This window comes from Bacteroidota bacterium, from assembly GCA_020161395.1.
Classification (GTDB): domain Bacteria; phylum Bacteroidota; class Ignavibacteria; order Ignavibacteriales; family Ignavibacteriaceae; genus UTCHB3.
Window position 1 is genome coordinate 44,235 of record JAIUOE010000009.1, and the last position, 17,533, is coordinate 61,767.

Here is a 17,533-nt window from a genome sequence, read left to right on the forward strand (position 1 = left end):
ACCTCGGAACTCCGGAACCTCAGAATCTCCGAAGTTCTGACACTCTGAAGTTCTGAGGTTCTACTTCACAAAAAGCATCTTATCCGAGCGGATGAACACGGGTTTCAGATTTGCATCCCTCACGGTGAGGTTGTAGAAATATACTCCCGATGCCATGTCATTCATCGTTCCTGTCTTTCCCGGGGTGAAGTCCCTCTCATGCTCTCCTGCAGGTAGCCAGCCGTTGTTCAATACTGCCACTATCGCTCCGCTTACATCATAAACCCTCAGTATCACCTCTCCCGGTTCTTCAAGCCTGAATCTTATCGTTGTCGATGGATTAAAAGGGTTGGGATAGTTTTGGTAGAGTACCACTCCCTTGGGTGAAAGTTCCCCTCCTTCTGCAATATCGGTCAGTACCACCGTTACACTGTCCCATTTGCTTACGAGTCCCTGGTTATCCTTCGCTGTGATTTTGTATGTATAGTTTCCTGTCGGGTCTGAGAGTGAATCGGTAAACATTGTGTCTCTGCCTGTATATATTCTGTTTAATTCTCCCGGGATGAAATACGGGTCTCTACCCCTGTGAAGTGAGAATGAATTGAAATCCGCCTCTGTACCTCCCCGCCAGTGAATCTCCATCCTCCCCTCGCCTTTCAGGAGAGTGCCGGAGGCATCCCCACGGGAGGGTAAAGGGGGTGAGGTAACAAGAGTAAACCTCGGTTTTTTGGGTGCAAGATCAAGATATTCGTATCTCTGACCGTAGGGACCGCCATACCTTCCGATGTCACTTCTGGTTCCGTCAACATCAAGGATGGTCGGGTCACCGGCATCAATGAGGGGGGAGTACATCTGAAGACGGTAGTTGCTACTGTCGGTGCCTTCATACATCGGGTCACACGAAGTGTAGATCAGAGTATCGGGATCAAGTTTTGAAATGTCATTGGAAATTGTGCCGTTGCCGTAGAAGTTGTTGTAACTGATGTTGCCCGAGACTACTCCTGAATTTGAAAGATCGAAGATAGTGCCCCAGGAATCGATAATATTATTTACAAAATTGAACTGATCATTACCACCGTACGAGGCAGCACAATTCACCATATTAGAAATAATATTGTTTATGATTCTGCTTTTCACCGCAAAGATTCCATTTTTTCCATTATCTAAAAGATTATTGTTTAACTGAGCAACTGAACCACCAATCACATTAAACTCAAATGCATCAATTTTACTTTTTAGAATCATATTGTCAACAATTCTCCCGTAGCTTGACACAATCCCTTTGAGCTGTGAGTTTAATACGATATTTTTTCTAATAAATAATTCTCTGGAACCAGGACGGAACTTATTTTCAATTCCGACCTGTGGGCGTTGGATATAATTATTGCAGACTTCACCATCACCACTCCAAATAGAGAATGCAAATTGAAAGCCACCAATAAATTTATTATTTTTTATAATTGTTCTTATTTCGGATGAAACTGATCCCTTTAACCAAACTCCAATATGCCAAGTATTAAAATTGTATGTTTTTATTGACATGTTTTCTAGTATTAAGTTATCTTGAATCTCAAACCCTGTACATGATAAAAAAAGGTCAAACCCGCTCAGATCCACAACACAACTGTCAACATCGATACCGATTATCGCAAGGTCTCTTCCCGGATGTTCTGATACAACCTGCTCCCTGTAAATACCCGTTCCAATCAGTATCGTATCTCCACTCTCACACATGTCAACAACTTTCTGTATGCTGTCAGATGCCGTTGCCCAGCTTGTGTATGGATACACAGGCGTGGGGTTACCCGCCTTCACATAGCGGATGGTTGGAACAACAGCCCGACCGCTCCCTGAATGTGGAGTCCGTCCGGAGTGACCCTTCTCAGCAATCTCATCTTTTTTGTTGAGGTATCCTGTCTTTATATGGCTGTTCGTCTTACTGAGCATTTGGCTGTTCTTCATCGAGAAGCGTTCCAGTATTCTTTCCTTGTCTCTGCCATAAACATACCAGATTAACTCATCCATCACTTCAATATTATCGATGTATAGTTCTCCGTGGTTTTCTGTGCTGATACATTCAGGAAGTACAACTGCATACGATATATTCATCGATTTTATGCTCTGCGGATCGATTTTAGAGGATGAACTGTTATTGAAACTGCTTATTATTCGCAAATCGTATGGAAGAATGATCAGCGTAAAATACTCATCGGACAAATCATCCCGTTTTACTTCCTTTCCCGCCAACATGACGGTTGTTTTATTCCCTGATATATCTGTCAGGTTCAGATTCACCCGTAATGAACAAACCGTGGTGTTCGAATCAGGCCTTCCCCCACTCTTTAACTTAAAATATGCCAGATATTGTATCAGCATTGAATTTGGAAGTCCAGGCAGGTTTGTAAATCTGTAATCCCTTTCCTGATAAATAAATGGACCTTCAACGAGTGTGATCTCCTGACGGGTTTTGTTGCAGCTTGTGTCGGTCAGAAATCTTTCCGCTAATTTGGTTTTGACATAACTCCCCGATTGATCGCTTATGACAGTTGTGTAATTGGAGTCACGGTTCATTCTGACAGTGCCGGAATAAATACTCCCGCTTCCTCCTTCTGCCTCCCAGATATTATGGATACCATGTGAGAGTAGTTTCTCCCAGTCAATATTTCTTTCATCGGGTTCAGATATATTCCAAAAGCTGTTTTGTGCAAAATTTTTCCCGAAAAGTATCCCGTCTGGTACCTGTGATTTTATGGTTTGTACCAAAACGATCGTAAAAATAGCACAACTTAATAAACTGTATCTACAGGTCATTGATCTGTCTTCTTTTAGTTTTCAATATTGTCGAACACCGGAATCTCAGTTTCTCCGAAATTCTGAGGTTCTGGAGTTCTACCTCAGTCCGTATCCGGACACCATATTTCTACTCGAGTGTGACGGTAAATGTTTTGTGCTCCTTGTCCACAAAAATTTCCTGTTTCAAGGGCGTCTTTCCCTCTTTAGTGATTTTAATTTTGTGATTTCCCGGACTCAATTTAACAGGAAGATGATGATCCGTTTTCTTGAAATCCACAAACAGTTCGGCATCAGGTGGTGAAATGGTAAATGTCACTTCAATTATTCCGGGATCATTTTCAGCAAGTTTTGGCTCAATTGAATACGGCAAAACATCCGAGGGTTGAAGTGATGGTATATTTATCAGAACGGGTTTGAATCCCGGAGCAGAAACCTCGATTACCTGATCGTGAGTATCGAATATTACGATGTACCTTTTTTCGGCTGCTTCAAAAACGGGACCAATTATGGTATCAGTCGTGCATTTGAATTTCAGATTATCGAGAGAAGAGTAAACTATCAGGGCAGCCCTTCCGGGGAAGATGTAGAAGTCGGGGTTGCCGCCTTTATATTGAGTAGGACCGGCTTTTAGCTCGTTTTCCTGCGAAGCCAGGGGATATGCAAACAGGATAAAGATTACAAAAAAAAGTATCTGTCTCATGGTAAATCTCAATTAGTTAATTGTAAAATACAAAACCCGGTCAAACTAAAGAAATATCGGTAAAATATTCACAAGACAACAAAAGACAGAGCAATAACAGGAATTTGTGCCACCATTTTTGTGTACAGTCTGATCTCCTCAACTTCATTATGTTTGTATTGAAGATTTTAATCACATTTAAGCCGGATAATATTATGACTACAAAAAATGTAAAAGCCTACGGTACAGAGACGCATGAAACCCCTCTTCATGAGATGGTAATTAAGCGGCGGGAATTGCTGCCGCACGATGTTGAACTGGATATTCTTTATTGTGGCATCTGCCACTCTGATCTGCATCAAATCAGGAATGAATGGGGATTCACCACATTTCCTGTCGTTCCGGGTCATGAGATAATCGGAAAGGTAACCCGGGTTGGGGCGGAAGTGACAAAATTCAGAGCAGGTGAACTTGCTGCCATTGGATGCATAGCTGACTCCTGCGGAAAATGTGAATATTGTGAGGAAGACCTGGAGCAGTTCTGTGCTGAGGGTGTGATTTATTCCTATAACAGCCCTGACAGGCATACGGGATTGATGACATACGGCGGATTTTCCGAGAGTTATGTCTGTGACGAAAACTATGTACTTCGTGTACCTGAAAATCTCGATCCGGCATCAGCAGCACCACTTCTCTGCGCCGGAATTACGGTTTATTCACCGCTGAAACACTGGCATACCGGACCGGGAAAGAAGGTCGGTATTCTTGGAATGGGCGGTTTGGGACATCTTGCCATTAAGATTGCAAAGGCGATGGGCGCCGAAGTAACTGTGTTTACGACTTCTTCATCGAAGATTGAGGATGCAAAAAGACTTGGTGCAGACAACGCAGTTTTGTCCACTGATGCGGCTGAGATGAGAAAATATGCCGGAAAACTCAATCTCATTCTCGATACGGTATCGGCAAAACATGATGTGAACACCTACCTCAACCTGTTGAAACTGGACGGAAGTGTTGTCATGGTCGGACTTCCTGCTGAACCCCTGGAGATACATGCTTTCAGTGTGGTGATGGGACGACGCAGCTTTTCGGGATCGAGCATAGGAGGAATCACTGAAACCCAGGAAGTGCTCGATTTCTGTGCAAAACACAACATCACAGCGGATATCGAAATGATTCAAATTCAGGATGTTGCCGGGGCATTTGAACGGCTCGAACGGGGTGATGTAAAGTACCGGTTTGTCATTGATATGGCTTCTCTGAAAAAATAAGCCCGATTCAGGGTCCCTGCTTCAGGGTTGACCTGATGGTCGTATTCAACGGTACCCTGTATTACATTCAGTCAGTTTTGTGATGCGTCAAGTGTGAAACGGAGAAAAGGAAACTTTTTTGAAATCGCAGAGTATATCGATTTAAACCATTAATTCCATTTAATGAGATAACGATATGCTCAAATTTTACAGACTTTTATGCTTCCTTTTGTTCGTTTCACCTGCTTATTCGCAGTATTACGGGAGCATTGACGCTCCCTTTGCTGCCTGGTTGACGGGAGGACCTGATTTTTATTCAGTAAATTCCTCCGGGCTCGAGAATTTCGCATATCGTTTCAATTCTGACAGGACTTCGATTCATTCAACCCTGATGAAACCACCCCAAATGCTTTCCGGATATTTTCTGGGAGGTGGTTTCGGCGTTGATGGTGTTGTTGTGGAGTTTTTTTACGCACACCATACCGGATCAATGAACTCTGAGATTGATCCGCTTTTCGCCACTGATGGAGATTACGGCAGATCGATTGACCTGACCGGCAACACCTTTAATATCTCGAGTGGCTATCTCTTTTCGATATTGGAAGGGAGTTTTGCTGTGATCGTTCCCACCTTCGAAGCCAATATTACTTCTCTCTCCTTTACGACAAAGACCACAAAATCACCAAACGAGGTAAAGGGGGATATTGGCACTTCAACAAATTTTTCGATTGGAATGAGTTTCCTTCTCAATCTGACGGGGTCAGTCTATCTCTATGTAAAACCATCCTACAATATTGACGCCTTTGGTCTTGACTTCAGGCCTCTCTACGAAGGCACTTCCACATATTACCGTCACTTGAGAGAGACCACCGGCTCCTTCGGTGGCTTCGAAATAAAAGCGGGTATTGCAATTGTTACCGAGTGTTTTTAATTACTGCATTATTGGATTCTCTTCATTACTGCATTAAAAAAGCCCCTCCATTTCTGAAGAGGCTTAAAACATTACTGCATTATTGGATTACCTGCATTACTGCATTAAAGGAGTGTTTCTTCCGTTTCTGCGGTATCGGTTGCAGTATCATCGTCGTCCGGTACGACTTTTGCGATGTCGGTAATCGAATCATTATCCTTCAGGTTGATGATTCTTACGCCCTGGGTGTTTCTTCCCATGGTGCGGATATCTTTCGCAGCCATTTTAATGACCATGCCGCCTGAAGTGATGCAAATAAGTTCATCGTTGTCGTTGAGTTCCATGATCGACATCAGTTTACCCGTTTTTTCGGTGGTTTTCACGGTAATGATACCCTTTCCGCCACGGTTGGTAACGCGATAATCGTTCACATCCGACCGTTTTCCATAACCTTTGTCAGTAACCACCATTACGGTACTTGTTCTTTTGATAACGAGAGAACCGATCACGAAGTCGCCTTTCTCGAGTCTGATACCGATAACACCTGTTGCAGCTCTACCCATGTCACGAACAGCACTCTCGTCGAAACGGATTGCTATACCATCGTGTGTACCGATAATGATATTGTCACCGGCTTCACAAAGTTTGGCACTGATGAGGGAATCACCTTCGTTCAGATTCAGGGCGATAATTCCACCCCGTCTTACATTTCCGTAGGCAGAGAGGACAGTTTTCTTGATGATGCCGTTTTTGGTTGCCATTATCAGGTACTGATCATCCTTGAACTCTTTTACGGTAACAAAAGCTGTGATCTGCTCGTCGGGTGTTTTCTCAATCAGATTGAGGATCGACCTTCCGAGTGCGGATCTTCCGACATCGGGAACTTCGTGTACTTTAAGCCAGTAACAGCGACCCTTGTCGGTGAAGAACATAATGTAATGGTGTGTCGAGGCAACAAACATTGTCTCCACGAAATCACCTTCTTTTGTTCCTGCACCTGTTACACCTCTTCCGCCGCGTTTCTGTTTTCTGTAGCCGCTGGCAGGGAATCTCTTGATGAAGCCTCTGTGGGATATGGTAACCACCACATCCTCTTCAGCAATCATATCTTCGAGTGAGAAGTTTTCGTAGTCGTAGATGATCTCGGTTCTTCTTTCGTCACCGAATTTGTCGCGAAGAGCTATGAGTTCCTCTTTAATGATCAGATTTCTCTTCTCTTCACTTTCGAGGATCCCTCTGAGTTTTTCAATCAGTTTGATAAGCTCTTTATATTCCTGCTCAATTTTCTTTCTTTCGAGACCGGTCAGTCTTTGCAATCTCATATCGAGTATCGCTTTTGCCTGAATTTCTGAAAGTTTGAAGCGTTCCATCAGGTTTTTCTTTGCAGTTTCGGTATCTTTCGAAGCCTTAATAACCGCAATTACCTCATCGATATTATCGAGGGCAATGATGTAGCCTTCAAGAATATGTGCCCTTCGCTCTGCCGCATCGAGTTCGAAACGGGTTCTGCGAATGAGAACATCCATTCTGTGGAGCAGGAAATGGTGCATCATCTCTTTAAGGTTGAGTACCTTTGGAGCTCCGTTCACAAGTGCGAGCATGATTACACCAAAGGTTACCTGCATCTGGGTATGTTTGTAGAGCTGGTTGAGCACTACAGCAGGCTGAGCATCTTTTTTCAATTCGATAACCACACGCATACCGTCCCTGTCGGATTCATCCCTTAGATTCGAGATGTGCTGCAGTTTCCCCTCCTTAACCTGTTGAGCAATTCTTTCGATAAGAGCTGCTTTATTAACCTGGTAGGGAAGTTCGGTAACAATAATGTGAATTCTGCCGTTTTTCTGCGTTTCAGTATTCACTTTTGCGCGAACGATAAGCTTTCCTCTGCCCGTGTGGTAGGCACTTTTCACTTCTGAATACCCGTAGATAATTCCGCCAGTCGGGAAATCGGGGGCTGAGACATGCTGCATCAGTCCATCGATATCAATTGCGGGATTGTCGATCATGGCAACAAGCCCGTTAATCGTTTCTGTCAGGTTGTGCGGCGGGATGTTTGTAGCCATACCCACAGCAATACCACTCGAACCGTTGATCAAAAGGTTGGGCAGATACGAGGGGAGAACCGATGGCTCCTGAAGTGAATCATCGAAGTTGGGGACGAAGTTTACCGTGTTTTTGTCGAGATCGCGAAGCATTTCATCTGAGATTTTCGCAAGTCTTGCCTCGGTATACCTCATCGCTGCTGCGGAGTCACCATCTACTGATCCGAAGTTACCCTGACCCATCACAAGCGGGTAGCGGAGAGAGAATTCCTGGACCATACGCACCATCGCATCGTAAACGGAGGAATCACCGTGCGGGTGATACTTTCCAAGCACTTCACCCACGATTCTGGCAGATTTCTTGAAGGGTCTGTTGTAGTAGTAGCCCAGATCGTGCATACCAAACAACACTCTTCTATGAACAGGTTTCAGACCATCGCGGACATCGGGTAACGCTCTTGAAACAATTACCGACATCGAATAATCGATGTAAGAAGATTTTAACTCTTCTTCAAGTGAAACAGGAATGATTTTATCAAACATATTTGACATATTGATTTAAACTCTTCTTTATATATCTAAATTTCTTACATATTTTGCATTTTTTTCGATGAACAGTCTTCTTGGTTCAACGCTGTCGCCCATGAGAACCTCGAAGAGTCTGTTGGCATCTGCAGCAGATTCAAGGTTAACCTGAAGAATGGTTCTCGTTTCGGGGTTCATGGTGGTTTCCCACAACTGGCTCGGGTTCATTTCACCAAGACCTTTGTATCGGGAAATAACCACACCTTTGATGTTTCCTTCGTCATCATATTCTTCGGTTCCATCGGCTTCCACGGCAGTGGCTTTTTTCTGACCGGCTCTTATTCTCTTCAGAATTTCATCTCTTTCCTTGTCATCGAAAGCGTAAAATTCCTCTTTCCCTTTTTTCACTTTGTAAAGAGGGGGTTGAGCGATGTAAACCTTGCCCGTAATGATCAGATCTTTCATGTATCTGTAGAGGAAGGTAAGGAGAAGTGTCCGGATATGACTTCCGTCCACATCGGCATCGGTCATGAGAATAAGTTTGCCGTAACGAAGCTTGGCGAGATCGAATTCGGTATCGATTCCGCAACCCATGGCAGCAATAATTGCCTGAATTTCGTTGTTTTCAAGGATTTTGTGAAGTTTTGCCTTTTCCACATTGAGGATTTTACCTTTAAGCGGAAGTATCGCCTGAAACCTTCTGTCGCGTCCCTGTTTGGCAGATCCACCCGCGGAATCACCCTCAACGATGTAGATTTCGCAGTGTTCGGGGTCGGTTATCGAGCAGTCGGCAAGTTTGCCGGGGAGATCGAAACTGTCGAGAGCGTTTTTTCTTCTTGCGAGATCACGCGCTTTGCGGGCAGCTTCTCTTGCTTCGGCAGCTCTGAGACTTTTTTCAATGATCTTTTTCCCAACACCCGGATTCTCTTCCAGGAATTCGGCAAGTTTCTCATTCACAAGGGTTTCAACGGCAGATTTTGTTTCACTGTTGCCAAGTTTTGTCTTGGTCTGTCCTTCAAACTGTGGTTCCATCACTTTTACTGAGATGATCGCGGTCAGTCCCTCGCGGAAGTCATCTCCAGAAAGATTGATTTTCGAATTTTTAAGCAGGTTGTTTTTTGCTGCATAGGCATTCAATGTTCTGGTAAGAGCAGCTTTGAAACCAACAAGATGGGTACCACCTTCGTGTGTATTGATGTTGTTTACATAGGAGAAAATGTTTTCAGAAAATTCCTCGTTGTAGTGGAACGCAACCTCAACCGGGGTGTTTTCTCTTTCACCTTCGATATAAACAGTTTTATGGAGGGGTTTTCTTCCTTCATCCATGTAAGCGACGAATTCAACCAATCCTCCTTTGAAGTGGAAAATATCCTCTTCCTCAAGCCCTTCACGGGTATCTTTTATTGCGATGCTCACATTTTTGTTAAGATATGCAAGCTCACGCATACGGGAAGCTACCGTATCATACTTAAAAGTAGTGGTTTTGAATATCTCATCATCAGCCATGAAAGTGACTTTGGTGCCCGTTTCATCTGTTTTAAGTTTTCCGATCACCTTCAGAGGCGTTGTCATCTCACCTCTTTTAAATTCCATGAAGTAAACTTTTCTGTCTCTCTTCACTTCCACTCTCAACCATCTTGAAAGTGCGTTCACAACCGAAACACCAACACCATGGAGACCACCGGAAACCTTGTATGAATTTTTGTCAAATTTTCCGCCTGCATGAAGTACAGTCATCACCACTTCGAGAGCCGATTTCTGCTCTTCCTCGTGAATATCAACCGGGATACCGCGACCGTTGTCTTCCACGGTCACACTGCTGTCCTGATTAATGGTAACTCTTATCTGGTCGCAATATCCGGCAAGAGCCTCATCAATACTGTTGTCCACTACCTCATTAATCAGGTGGTGAAGACCTCTTACACCGACATCACCGATATACATTGCGGGTCGTTTTCTTACAGCCTCGAGTCCTTTTAGGACATTGATACTCGATGCACTGTAATCACTCCCGTTTCCGTTAGGAATACCGTTTTTTTCATTCATCTGATTGTTCTAATCCGTTTTTATCTTGAAAACTTTATTTGTTTAATCTTTTCACTTTTAAAGTAAGTGTTCATTTTATTAATAAGCAATTCCTCGTTGAACTTCAGTTCGTTCTTTAACGAAGGATTGTCAACCTTGATTCTTAATATTCCGTTGTCATATTTGTCAGGGAGAACATGACCTGCAAGCTCGGGGAAGATGAGGAAAAAGTGTTCGTAAATTTCCTCTTTCTCGAGAATCTCTCTCACTTTGTGAAATGCGGGGTCGTTTGCCATAACCTCACCGACCGAAGTGACGATTTTTTTTGCCATTCCTTAGCCTGAAATTTTACAAGGTTGAAAACCAATCATCAATTGTACCTGTCAGGGATTAACAAAAATTGTTGAATCGTTCTCATCCTTTTTTAAAAACCCGTAGTTTGAGAAGTCGGTCAATGTTATAAATGCCTGCCCCACTTCCTTTAAGTAGTCGCTGATTGCGATCGATCTTGCCTTGTCAAGCTCACCAAAAACATCATCCAACAGGAAAAAAGGGGTGTTCTTCAAAATCTTCTTCAGGAAAAAGAACTGTGCGAACTTCAAAGCCACCTGAAATGTCTTGTGCTGCCCCTGTGATCCGAAAGTCCTTACGGAATTTCCGTTTATACTGAAAACAAAATCATCCTTGTGAGGACCCGTAAGGTTTGTCCCCCGCCTTATTTCATTCTCTCTGTTCGCAAGGATCGCCTTGTGAAACACACTCTGAATGCCGGCATCATCCGCGGCAAAAGAATCGTATTCGATTGCCGGAATCTCTTGGTTGTTCATGATGTGAGAGTATGATTCGGAGAGGTAGTCCTTGAATTCGCTGATGAACTTTCGTCTCATCACGATGAGTTGGACGCCTGAATTAACCAGTTTTTCATCCCAGGCTTCCAGTTGATCAAAGAGGGTTTTCGACCTGAACTCTTTCAATTTATTTAAGAGAGATGACCTTTGTTTTAATGTTCTGTTGTAGTCGAGTAGTGTATCAAGATACACTTCACTTGACTGCGAAATAACCGAATCGACAAATTTTCTTCTGTCAGCGGGATACCCGTGGGTAAGGTCGAGATCTGCCGGAGTCAGTACCACGACCGGAAATTTGCCAATCACATCTGCGGCACGGTTTAACTGCTTCCCGTCCTTAAAATATACTCTTTTATTCTCTTCTCTTCCATACCTTATCCTCACTTTATGAGAAGTGAAGCTCTCGATGGATGAGACGATTTCGTAAACATCCGAGTCAAAATTTATCATCTCAGTATCGGGACTCGATCTGAAACTTTTTGTGGTACATATGAGGTACACAGCCTCAAGAATGGTTGTTTTACCTTTACCGTTACCACCAACCAGGAAGTTTAGCCCCGGAGAAAAATCAAAATGCGAATCTTTATGCAACCGGAAATTCTTAAGTTCCAGTGACTTTAATATCATATTGTGTTCAGACGCGTCGGCATGAGGAGCATCAGCAGATCCTCATTTTCATCCTGTTTAAGCGGCTTGAATATTGCTGCTTTTGACGGGGATACCAACTCGACCACGAGATCATCACAGTTTAGATTATTCAAAATTTCAAGCAGGGATTCGGTTTTGAAGCCAATGGTAAAATTTTCACCAATATAATTTGCCGGAATCGACTCGTCAGCCCTCGAACCGCTCTCCTGATCCTCTGTATTCATTTGTATGCTCTCTTTGTCGAGAGTAACTTTTACAAGCTGGAAGTTTTTGTTGCTGAGAAGCACCATCCTTCTTGTGGCGGAGATAAAGGGCGCTTTGCTGATTGAAAGTTTATTCGGACTGTCAGCAGGAATTACGGCGCTGTATTCCGGAAATTTATGTTCGATCAGTCTGGAAACAAGCCTTGTGGTTCCGGATTCAAAATACATGCCGCCTGTTGTATATTTCAGGGAAACAACCCCGTCTTCGAGAAGTTTTACAAGGATATTAACAGTTTTACCCGGTACAACTATAGCCACGGGATCATCATGCTTCAAATTGAGTGCCGAAAATCTGACAAGTTTGTGGGCATCGGTGGCAACAAAATGAGTACCATCCTCTTTCATGTCGATTAGCACACCCGTCATGGAAACCCTTGCTGAATCCTTGGATACAGCGAAGGAGGCAGCCTGAAGTGCTTTTTTGAGGAGCTTTGCGTCTATTTCAAGGCTGTTTTCGGTTTCAATGTCCTTAAATCCGGGGAAATTGTCGGGGGAGGAGTAATTGAAGTTGTAATGGCCCAAATCTGTTTGCATCACAATTTTTTGTTCCTCAATCACCACTCTGATCAGCGTGTCACCGAGTGATTTCACAAAATCGCTCAGGAGTTTTCCTTTCACGATGAATCTTGCCGAACCGTCGCATGTAACCAGATCTTTTACACTGATCGCAACTTCATGATCATTGGCAGTAAGGGTGAGTTCGCCATCCCCAAATTCCACAAGGATGTTCTCGAGAATAGGCATCGGGGTACGCAGTGGCACAGCCGGGAGGACTTTTGTTATCAGCTTGTCAAAAGCTATACTGTTAATGGTAAATTGCATTATGATTTCCTGTTTTTCCGAATGTCAAAAATACAAAATTTCCCGCAATTTTTGGCAGTTTTATCTTACTTCAAACAGTGCTTTTTTTTAATCTTGCAGGTGGCATGGTAACAAAAATCATTCGGGTTTGAGGTTTTTTCCTCTTTTGCCCAAACATGTCGCTTATAATGGATATAAAGGCGTCCGGAAAACCACCCCCGCTGCTTCGTCCCGCTATGGTCTGCAGAACTTTTTTCGGCTCGCCCGGGCACCACGCATTCACATTTGACGGCTTCACGCGGTCTGTCATGGTGAAAAAAGAGGATATTTACAGTTTATATTTTACTTTAAAGCCAAAATGGAAAATATAAATATTTATATTTTACTTTAAAGCCAAAATGGAAAATATGGAATTGGAGTTTCTTCCTTCTGTCGGGGGGAGAATTCATAGCTAAATTAATCCCTTTCCCACCTTGGCTTTATTTGTTAAATTTGCAAATTGCTCAAAAAAATAATTAGAGATGAAAAAAGTATTATTTCCGGCACTTTTGGCTGTGATCTTCCTGGCAGGCTGCTCACTTGATGTCGACCGTTCTGCCATGTCACCCGAAGAGAGATTCAAGTATGCACTGTCTTTGTACGAAGATGAGTCATATCTTGAGGCAATAACCGAATTTGAAGGTATACTGATACAATATCCCGGCAGTACAGTTGCAGCAGATGCACAGTATTTCCTTGCGATGTCCCGTTTTAAGAGAAGTGAATACCTGATGGGCGCCTACGAGTTCAGCAAACTGATCAACACTATGCGCGCCAGCAAGTATATCAAAGATGCACAATTTATGCTTGCCGACTGTTATTATGAATTGTCGCCCAATTATGCCCTCGACCAAAAGTACTCTGAGAAGGCAATCGAAGAATTTCAGGCTTTTATCAACTTTTTCCCGACTGACCCAAAGGTAGAGGAAGCTGAAAGAAAAATTGCCGAAATGAACGATAAACTCGCACAGAAGGTCTTTTCGAACGCAGTTACCTATGAAAAAATGGGAATGTATGGAGCTGCGATAGAATACTACGGATTCCTTACCGAGAAATATCACGATTCAAAATACTGCGGTGAAGCTTCATACAACAAGATTACACTCCTTGTCGACAGAAAAAGATATAAAGAAGCGCTAAAGGAAACAGAACTCTTCCTCGCCAGATACAAAGGTGATCCGAACACGCGGAATGTTGAATCGATAAGGGCAGATCTCCTCAAGATGCCACAACTCTCGGCTCAATAGAATGGATAAACCGGTAAAAATCTCCCAGGTCGTAATGACCGAGCTGGTGCTCCCAAACCACACCAACCCCCACTCACATCTTTTGGGCGGGCAGTTGATGCTTTGGATCGACATTTGTGCCGCCCTTTGCGCCGCGAAACATGCCCAGGCAGTCTGCGTAACGGCATCTGTTGATAAAATTGATTTTCACCACCCAATCAAACTCGGGGAAGTGGTTACACTTCAGGCATCGGTAAACAGAGTATTTAATACTTCGCTTGAGGTGGGTGTAAAAATCCACTCCGAATCGTTTTATTCGGGTAACAGGGCACATACAAACAGTGCATATCTTACCTTTGTAAGTATCGACAAGGATGGCAACCCCGTACCCGCACCAAAAGTAATCCCTGAAACTGAAGAGGAAATTCGCCGGTTTGAGCAGGCAGGAAACAGACGGGAACAGCGCCTCCGTAACCGGATAAAATGACCGGGTCTTCACAGGCAGGATCAAAACAACATTCATGCGGAATACTTTTTTAATAATTATTTTATCTCCCTTCCTGATTTTCTCTCAGGATAAACCCGATCTTGATTCTGTTTTTAATGTATTCACAGATCTTCGAACCACTCAACAGGTATCACTACCCCTGTCGGCGAAGAACCACAAATGTGGGCTTCCATCACTTTCTCCTCTGGTTTTCTACCAAAATGAGTTAAACCCTGAACAAAAATCTTTATTTAAAGATATTACAGCCCGACCTGTGTTGGATACAAGTATCGTGTCTCCCAAAAAACTTTTTCGGATTCATTACGATAAATCGGGGTTTCAAAAGCCTGCATATTCTGTTGACAGTCTTGCTCTCGCTCTCGATTCCGCATATCAGTTCGAAGTTACATTTCTGAAGTATCCTGCACCTCCCTCTGACGATACAGCCGGAGGTGACAGCCTCTATGATGTTTACATTGTTGCATTTCAATACTACTACGGTGAGACGATCCCAGAAACAAAGGTCTCACCCTTTCTCGAGCAATATTCGTCATATATAAAAATAGACAATGATTTTGCAGGATTCTATACAACCGGACTTCCTGCCGCAAAGGTGACGGCAGCACACGAATTTCATCACGCAATTCAAATGGGAAATTACATTCTTCGTTATTCCGATATTTTCTTTCACGAACTCGTATCCACTTCAATGGAAGAATTTGTATTTCCTGAAGTAAACGACTATCTCGCATATTTGCCTGATTATTTCGAAAACCCGGGACTCTCCGTATCAAAGTATTCGGGTTACGACCTTGCTCCTTTTTCTCTCATGATGAAGGAAAGACTCGGCTATGATATTATTAAAAGACAGTGGGAATTGATGATCAGAGACAGGGCAGTAAAAGCGATTGCGAATTCTCTTATTGAAGCGGGTTCCTCCGCAACCGAAGAATTTAACTGTTTTGGCAGATGGAATTACTTCACGGGTTACAGAGCTATTCCCGGGAAATATTACACTGATGCCGCCCGTTTCCCGGTTATAGTGAATTACATGAAATCTGAAATTGCCGGGAACAGAGTGAATATCTCGTTGAAAGCACACCCTGTTTCCAATAATTCTCTGATGGTTGTGAATTCCCAAAATGGCTCCCGTGACACCATTGTTACCATTGTCACCGATTATTCAACCGAGAAATGGTTCGACTCACCCGATTCGTATCTCGACTATTCGTACAGCTTATACACTTATCAGGCGGAAGGATCTGCTCTTCTTTTTGGCAGTTTTTATGACAAATTCGGGAAAAATCCGGCATTTCAGGCGAAAACGGCAACCATTATAAATAATGTGGTGATCGAGAGGGGTGATCAACCCCAAAATGCGGAAAATGATCCTTATCCCTCCCCCTTCACATACGGGAAAAACAGAGAAGATGTGATATATTTCCCTTTTAAATTTTTACAAAACACCACAACGCTCCTTAATGTATACAATGTGGCGGGAGACCTGATCTACTCGGGAGAAGAACCTTCCTGGGGTGTCCTGAGGAATCTGGTGAAGTGGCAGGTTCGCAACAATTTTGGGCAGAAGCTCTCTTCGGGTGTCTATATTTACATACTCAAAGCAAACGATCAGAATAAATCAGGCAAGCTTGTAATTCTCAACTGATGAACTGAAGCAATAAAGGAAAATTTTACTTTAGATGACTAAATTAGTCTTGAATAAACTTACAAAAACATTCGAAAGAAGAGTAATCTTTAAGGATGTGAACCTCGAATGGTCTGCTCCCGGGCTTTTTGGCGTGGCGGGTCCCAACGGCTCCGGAAAATCGACACTTGTGAAGGTGGTAACCGGGCTTATTTCCGCTACATCAGGGGATGTCTATCTCGAATCAGACGGAAGAAAGTTTACACCCGCTAATTCGACCGGTCATTTTGGTTTCGCTTCCCCATACCTCGTACTTTACGATGAGTTTACCGCAAAGGAAAATCTTGAATTTACAATGAACATAAGGGGAAAGCAGCTTGATGAAGCGAAAATGGACTCGCTTCTCGATCATTTTTCCCTTCTCAAGAGGAAAAACGACCTTGTCAGAGCCTATTCATCGGGCATGAAACAGCGGCTTAAAATAATTTTTGCATTTATCCACAACCCCGAACTCATCATTCTTGATGAACCGACCGCCAATCTCGATGCTGAAGGCAAGGGAAAGGTTTACGAACTCGCAAAAAGCGTTGCACAGGAGAAAATTGTAATTTTCGCAACAAATGAAGAAGAAGAACTTGCCATGTGCAAAGAGGTCATCAAGATTATGGATCATAAACCGGCAGGGAGGGACTGACGATGTTTAAACAAGCCCTTTGGCTTTTCAATAAAGACCTTACATCCGAGCTTCGTACAAGATATGCAATTAATGCTCTCGGGATGTTCATTGTTGTCACTATCAGCGTTATCCTTTTTGCGATAGGGCAGGAGAAAATAAGTTCAGCCCTCGCAGGCGGTCTCCTTTGGGTGGTGATTTTCTTTACCGCCATGTCGGGGCTCTCCAGAGCTTTTGTTTCGGAGGAGGAGAGAGGGACGGCACTTCTGCTGCAACTGATCGCCAGCCCGACAGTTGTTCTCACGGGAAAACTTTTTTACAACCTGATACTTGTCTTCGCCATGAATATGGTGATTCTGGTGCTCTATTCTGCTTTGTTTGATGCTTTTGTTCTGAAGAATGTCTTTATATTCTTCTTCTCATTTGTGTTGGGGAATACCGGACTGGCATTTGCATCGACCATTATAGCATCAATAATTGCAAAAGCAAACTCGAAGGGGACACTTTACCCCGTACTTTCATTCCCGATTCTTTTACCGCTCCTTCTGATGCTGGTTGAAATTACAAAACGGTGTTCGGATGGAGTAACATTTGAAGAAATTTCGCCCGAGTTTTTTGCTCTGGTCAGTTACAATGTCGTAATCGCAGCAGCGAGTTACATGTTGTTCGATTTTATTTGGAAAGAATGATTTTTTTA

14 protein-coding genes are annotated in these 17,533 nt (G+C 43.3%); 7 read left to right on the top strand and 7 right to left on the bottom strand.

What is annotated here, in order from left to right; genetic code table 11:
* Window positions 1-60: 60 nt before the first annotated feature.
* Both LCH52_13480 and LCH52_13485 read right to left on the bottom strand, forming a co-directional pair.
* A complete protein-coding gene (locus tag LCH52_13480; GenBank protein MCA0389494.1) occupies window positions 61-2,742 on the bottom strand; it encodes a hypothetical protein in 2,682 nt (893 codons plus the stop codon).
* A gap of 157 nt (window positions 2,743-2,899) precedes the next feature.
* A complete protein-coding gene (locus tag LCH52_13485; GenBank protein MCA0389495.1) occupies window positions 2,900-3,472 on the bottom strand; it encodes a hypothetical protein in 573 nt (190 codons plus the stop codon).
* 194 nt (window positions 3,473-3,666) lie between these two features.
* On the opposite strand from LCH52_13485, the gene LCH52_13490 reads away from it, so the two are divergent.
* Window positions 3,667-4,722, top strand: coding sequence for an NAD(P)-dependent alcohol dehydrogenase (locus tag LCH52_13490; protein MCA0389496.1), 1,056 nt, complete (start codon window positions 3,667-3,669; stop codon window positions 4,720-4,722).
* Window positions 4,723-4,897: 175 nt separating this feature from the next.
* Entirely contained in the window at window positions 4,898-5,632 is a 735-nt protein-coding gene (locus LCH52_13495) for a hypothetical protein (protein MCA0389497.1), read from the top strand.
* A gap of 104 nt (window positions 5,633-5,736) precedes the next feature.
* On the opposite strand, the gene gyrA is transcribed toward LCH52_13495, so the two are convergent.
* The 5 genes from gyrA to dnaN are packed head-to-tail and all read right to left on the bottom strand — an operon-like array spanning window position 5,737 to window position 12,787.
* Entirely contained in the window at window positions 5,737-8,208 is a 2,472-nt protein-coding gene (gene gyrA, locus LCH52_13500) for a DNA gyrase subunit A (protein ID MCA0389498.1), read from the bottom strand.
* An 18-nt stretch (window positions 8,209-8,226) separates the two neighbouring features.
* Window positions 8,227-10,227, bottom strand: a complete 2,001-nt coding sequence (gyrB, locus tag LCH52_13505; protein ID MCA0389499.1) for a DNA topoisomerase (ATP-hydrolyzing) subunit B — start codon at window positions 10,225-10,227, stop codon at window positions 8,227-8,229.
* Between the two features lie 20 nt (window positions 10,228-10,247).
* Window positions 10,248-10,538, bottom strand: a complete 291-nt coding sequence (locus LCH52_13510) for a DUF721 domain-containing protein (protein ID MCA0389500.1) — start codon at window positions 10,536-10,538, stop codon at window positions 10,248-10,250.
* Between the two features lie 51 nt (window positions 10,539-10,589).
* A complete protein-coding gene (recF, locus tag LCH52_13515) occupies window positions 10,590-11,681 on the bottom strand; it encodes a DNA replication and repair protein RecF (GenBank protein MCA0389501.1) in 1,092 nt (363 codons plus the stop codon).
* The gene (dnaN, locus tag LCH52_13520; GenBank protein MCA0389502.1) at window positions 11,678-12,787 is read right to left on the bottom strand and encodes a DNA polymerase III subunit beta; all 1,110 of its coding nucleotides are present in this window, start codon (window positions 12,785-12,787) and stop codon (window positions 11,678-11,680) included. Before dnaN ends, recF begins: the two co-directional genes overlap by 4 nt.
* Window positions 12,788-13,287: 500 nt before the next feature.
* On the opposite strand from dnaN, the gene bamD reads away from it, so the two are divergent.
* From bamD to LCH52_13545, 5 genes are read left to right on the top strand one after another with little or no spacing between them, the layout of a single operon-like run.
* Window positions 13,288-14,052 carry an outer membrane protein assembly factor BamD gene (gene bamD / locus LCH52_13525; GenBank protein ID MCA0389503.1) on the top strand — a complete coding sequence of 255 codons (765 nt, stop codon included), beginning with the start codon at window positions 13,288-13,290 and terminating at the stop codon, window positions 14,050-14,052.
* Between the two features lies 1 nt (window position 14,053).
* Window positions 14,054-14,518, top strand: coding sequence for an acyl-CoA thioesterase (locus LCH52_13530; protein ID MCA0389504.1), 465 nt, complete (start codon window positions 14,054-14,056; stop codon window positions 14,516-14,518).
* Between the two features lie 34 nt (window positions 14,519-14,552).
* Window positions 14,553-16,184 (top strand): hypothetical protein, encoded by a 1,632-nt coding sequence (locus LCH52_13535; GenBank protein ID MCA0389505.1) that lies wholly within the window; start codon window positions 14,553-14,555, stop codon window positions 16,182-16,184.
* 34 nt (window positions 16,185-16,218) lie between these two features.
* Window positions 16,219-16,857: an ABC transporter ATP-binding protein gene (locus tag LCH52_13540; GenBank protein MCA0389506.1), complete on the top strand. Its 639-nt coding sequence runs from the start codon at window positions 16,219-16,221 to the stop codon at window positions 16,855-16,857.
* A 2-nt stretch (window positions 16,858-16,859) separates the two neighbouring features.
* Window positions 16,860-17,525, top strand: coding sequence for a heme exporter protein CcmB (locus LCH52_13545; GenBank protein MCA0389507.1), 666 nt, complete (start codon window positions 16,860-16,862; stop codon window positions 17,523-17,525).
* Window positions 17,526-17,533: the final 8 nt, after the last annotated feature.

Excerpts from the sequence above, each read along its gene's own strand:
- LCH52_13485 (MCA0389495.1), bottom strand. The coding sequence starts at position 3,472 with ATGAGACAGATACTTTTTTTTGTAATCTTTATCCTGTTTGCATATCCC.
- LCH52_13490 (MCA0389496.1), top strand. The coding sequence starts at position 3,667 with ATGACTACAAAAAATGTAAAAGCCTACGGTACAGAGACGCATGAAACC.
- LCH52_13495 (MCA0389497.1), top strand. The coding sequence starts at position 4,898 with ATGCTCAAATTTTACAGACTTTTATGCTTCCTTTTGTTCGTTTCACCT.
- gyrA (MCA0389498.1), bottom strand. The coding sequence starts at position 8,208 with ATGTCAAATATGTTTGATAAAATCATTCCTGTTTCACTTGAAGAAGAG.
- gyrB (MCA0389499.1), bottom strand. The coding sequence starts at position 10,227 with ATGAATGAAAAAAACGGTATTCCTAACGGAAACGGGAGTGATTACAGT.
- LCH52_13510 (MCA0389500.1), bottom strand. The coding sequence starts at position 10,538 with ATGGCAAAAAAAATCGTCACTTCGGTCGGTGAGGTTATGGCAAACGAC.
- recF (MCA0389501.1), bottom strand. The coding sequence starts at position 11,681 with ATGATATTAAAGTCACTGGAACTTAAGAATTTCCGGTTGCATAAAGAT.
- dnaN (MCA0389502.1), bottom strand. The coding sequence starts at position 12,787 with ATGCAATTTACCATTAACAGTATAGCTTTTGACAAGCTGATAACAAAA.
- bamD (MCA0389503.1), top strand. The coding sequence starts at position 13,288 with ATGAAAAAAGTATTATTTCCGGCACTTTTGGCTGTGATCTTCCTGGCA.
- LCH52_13530 (MCA0389504.1), top strand. The coding sequence starts at position 14,054 with ATGGATAAACCGGTAAAAATCTCCCAGGTCGTAATGACCGAGCTGGTG.
- LCH52_13535 (MCA0389505.1), top strand. The coding sequence starts at position 14,553 with ATGCGGAATACTTTTTTAATAATTATTTTATCTCCCTTCCTGATTTTC.
- LCH52_13540 (MCA0389506.1), top strand. The coding sequence starts at position 16,219 with ATGACTAAATTAGTCTTGAATAAACTTACAAAAACATTCGAAAGAAGA.
- LCH52_13545 (MCA0389507.1), top strand. The coding sequence starts at position 16,860 with ATGTTTAAACAAGCCCTTTGGCTTTTCAATAAAGACCTTACATCCGAG.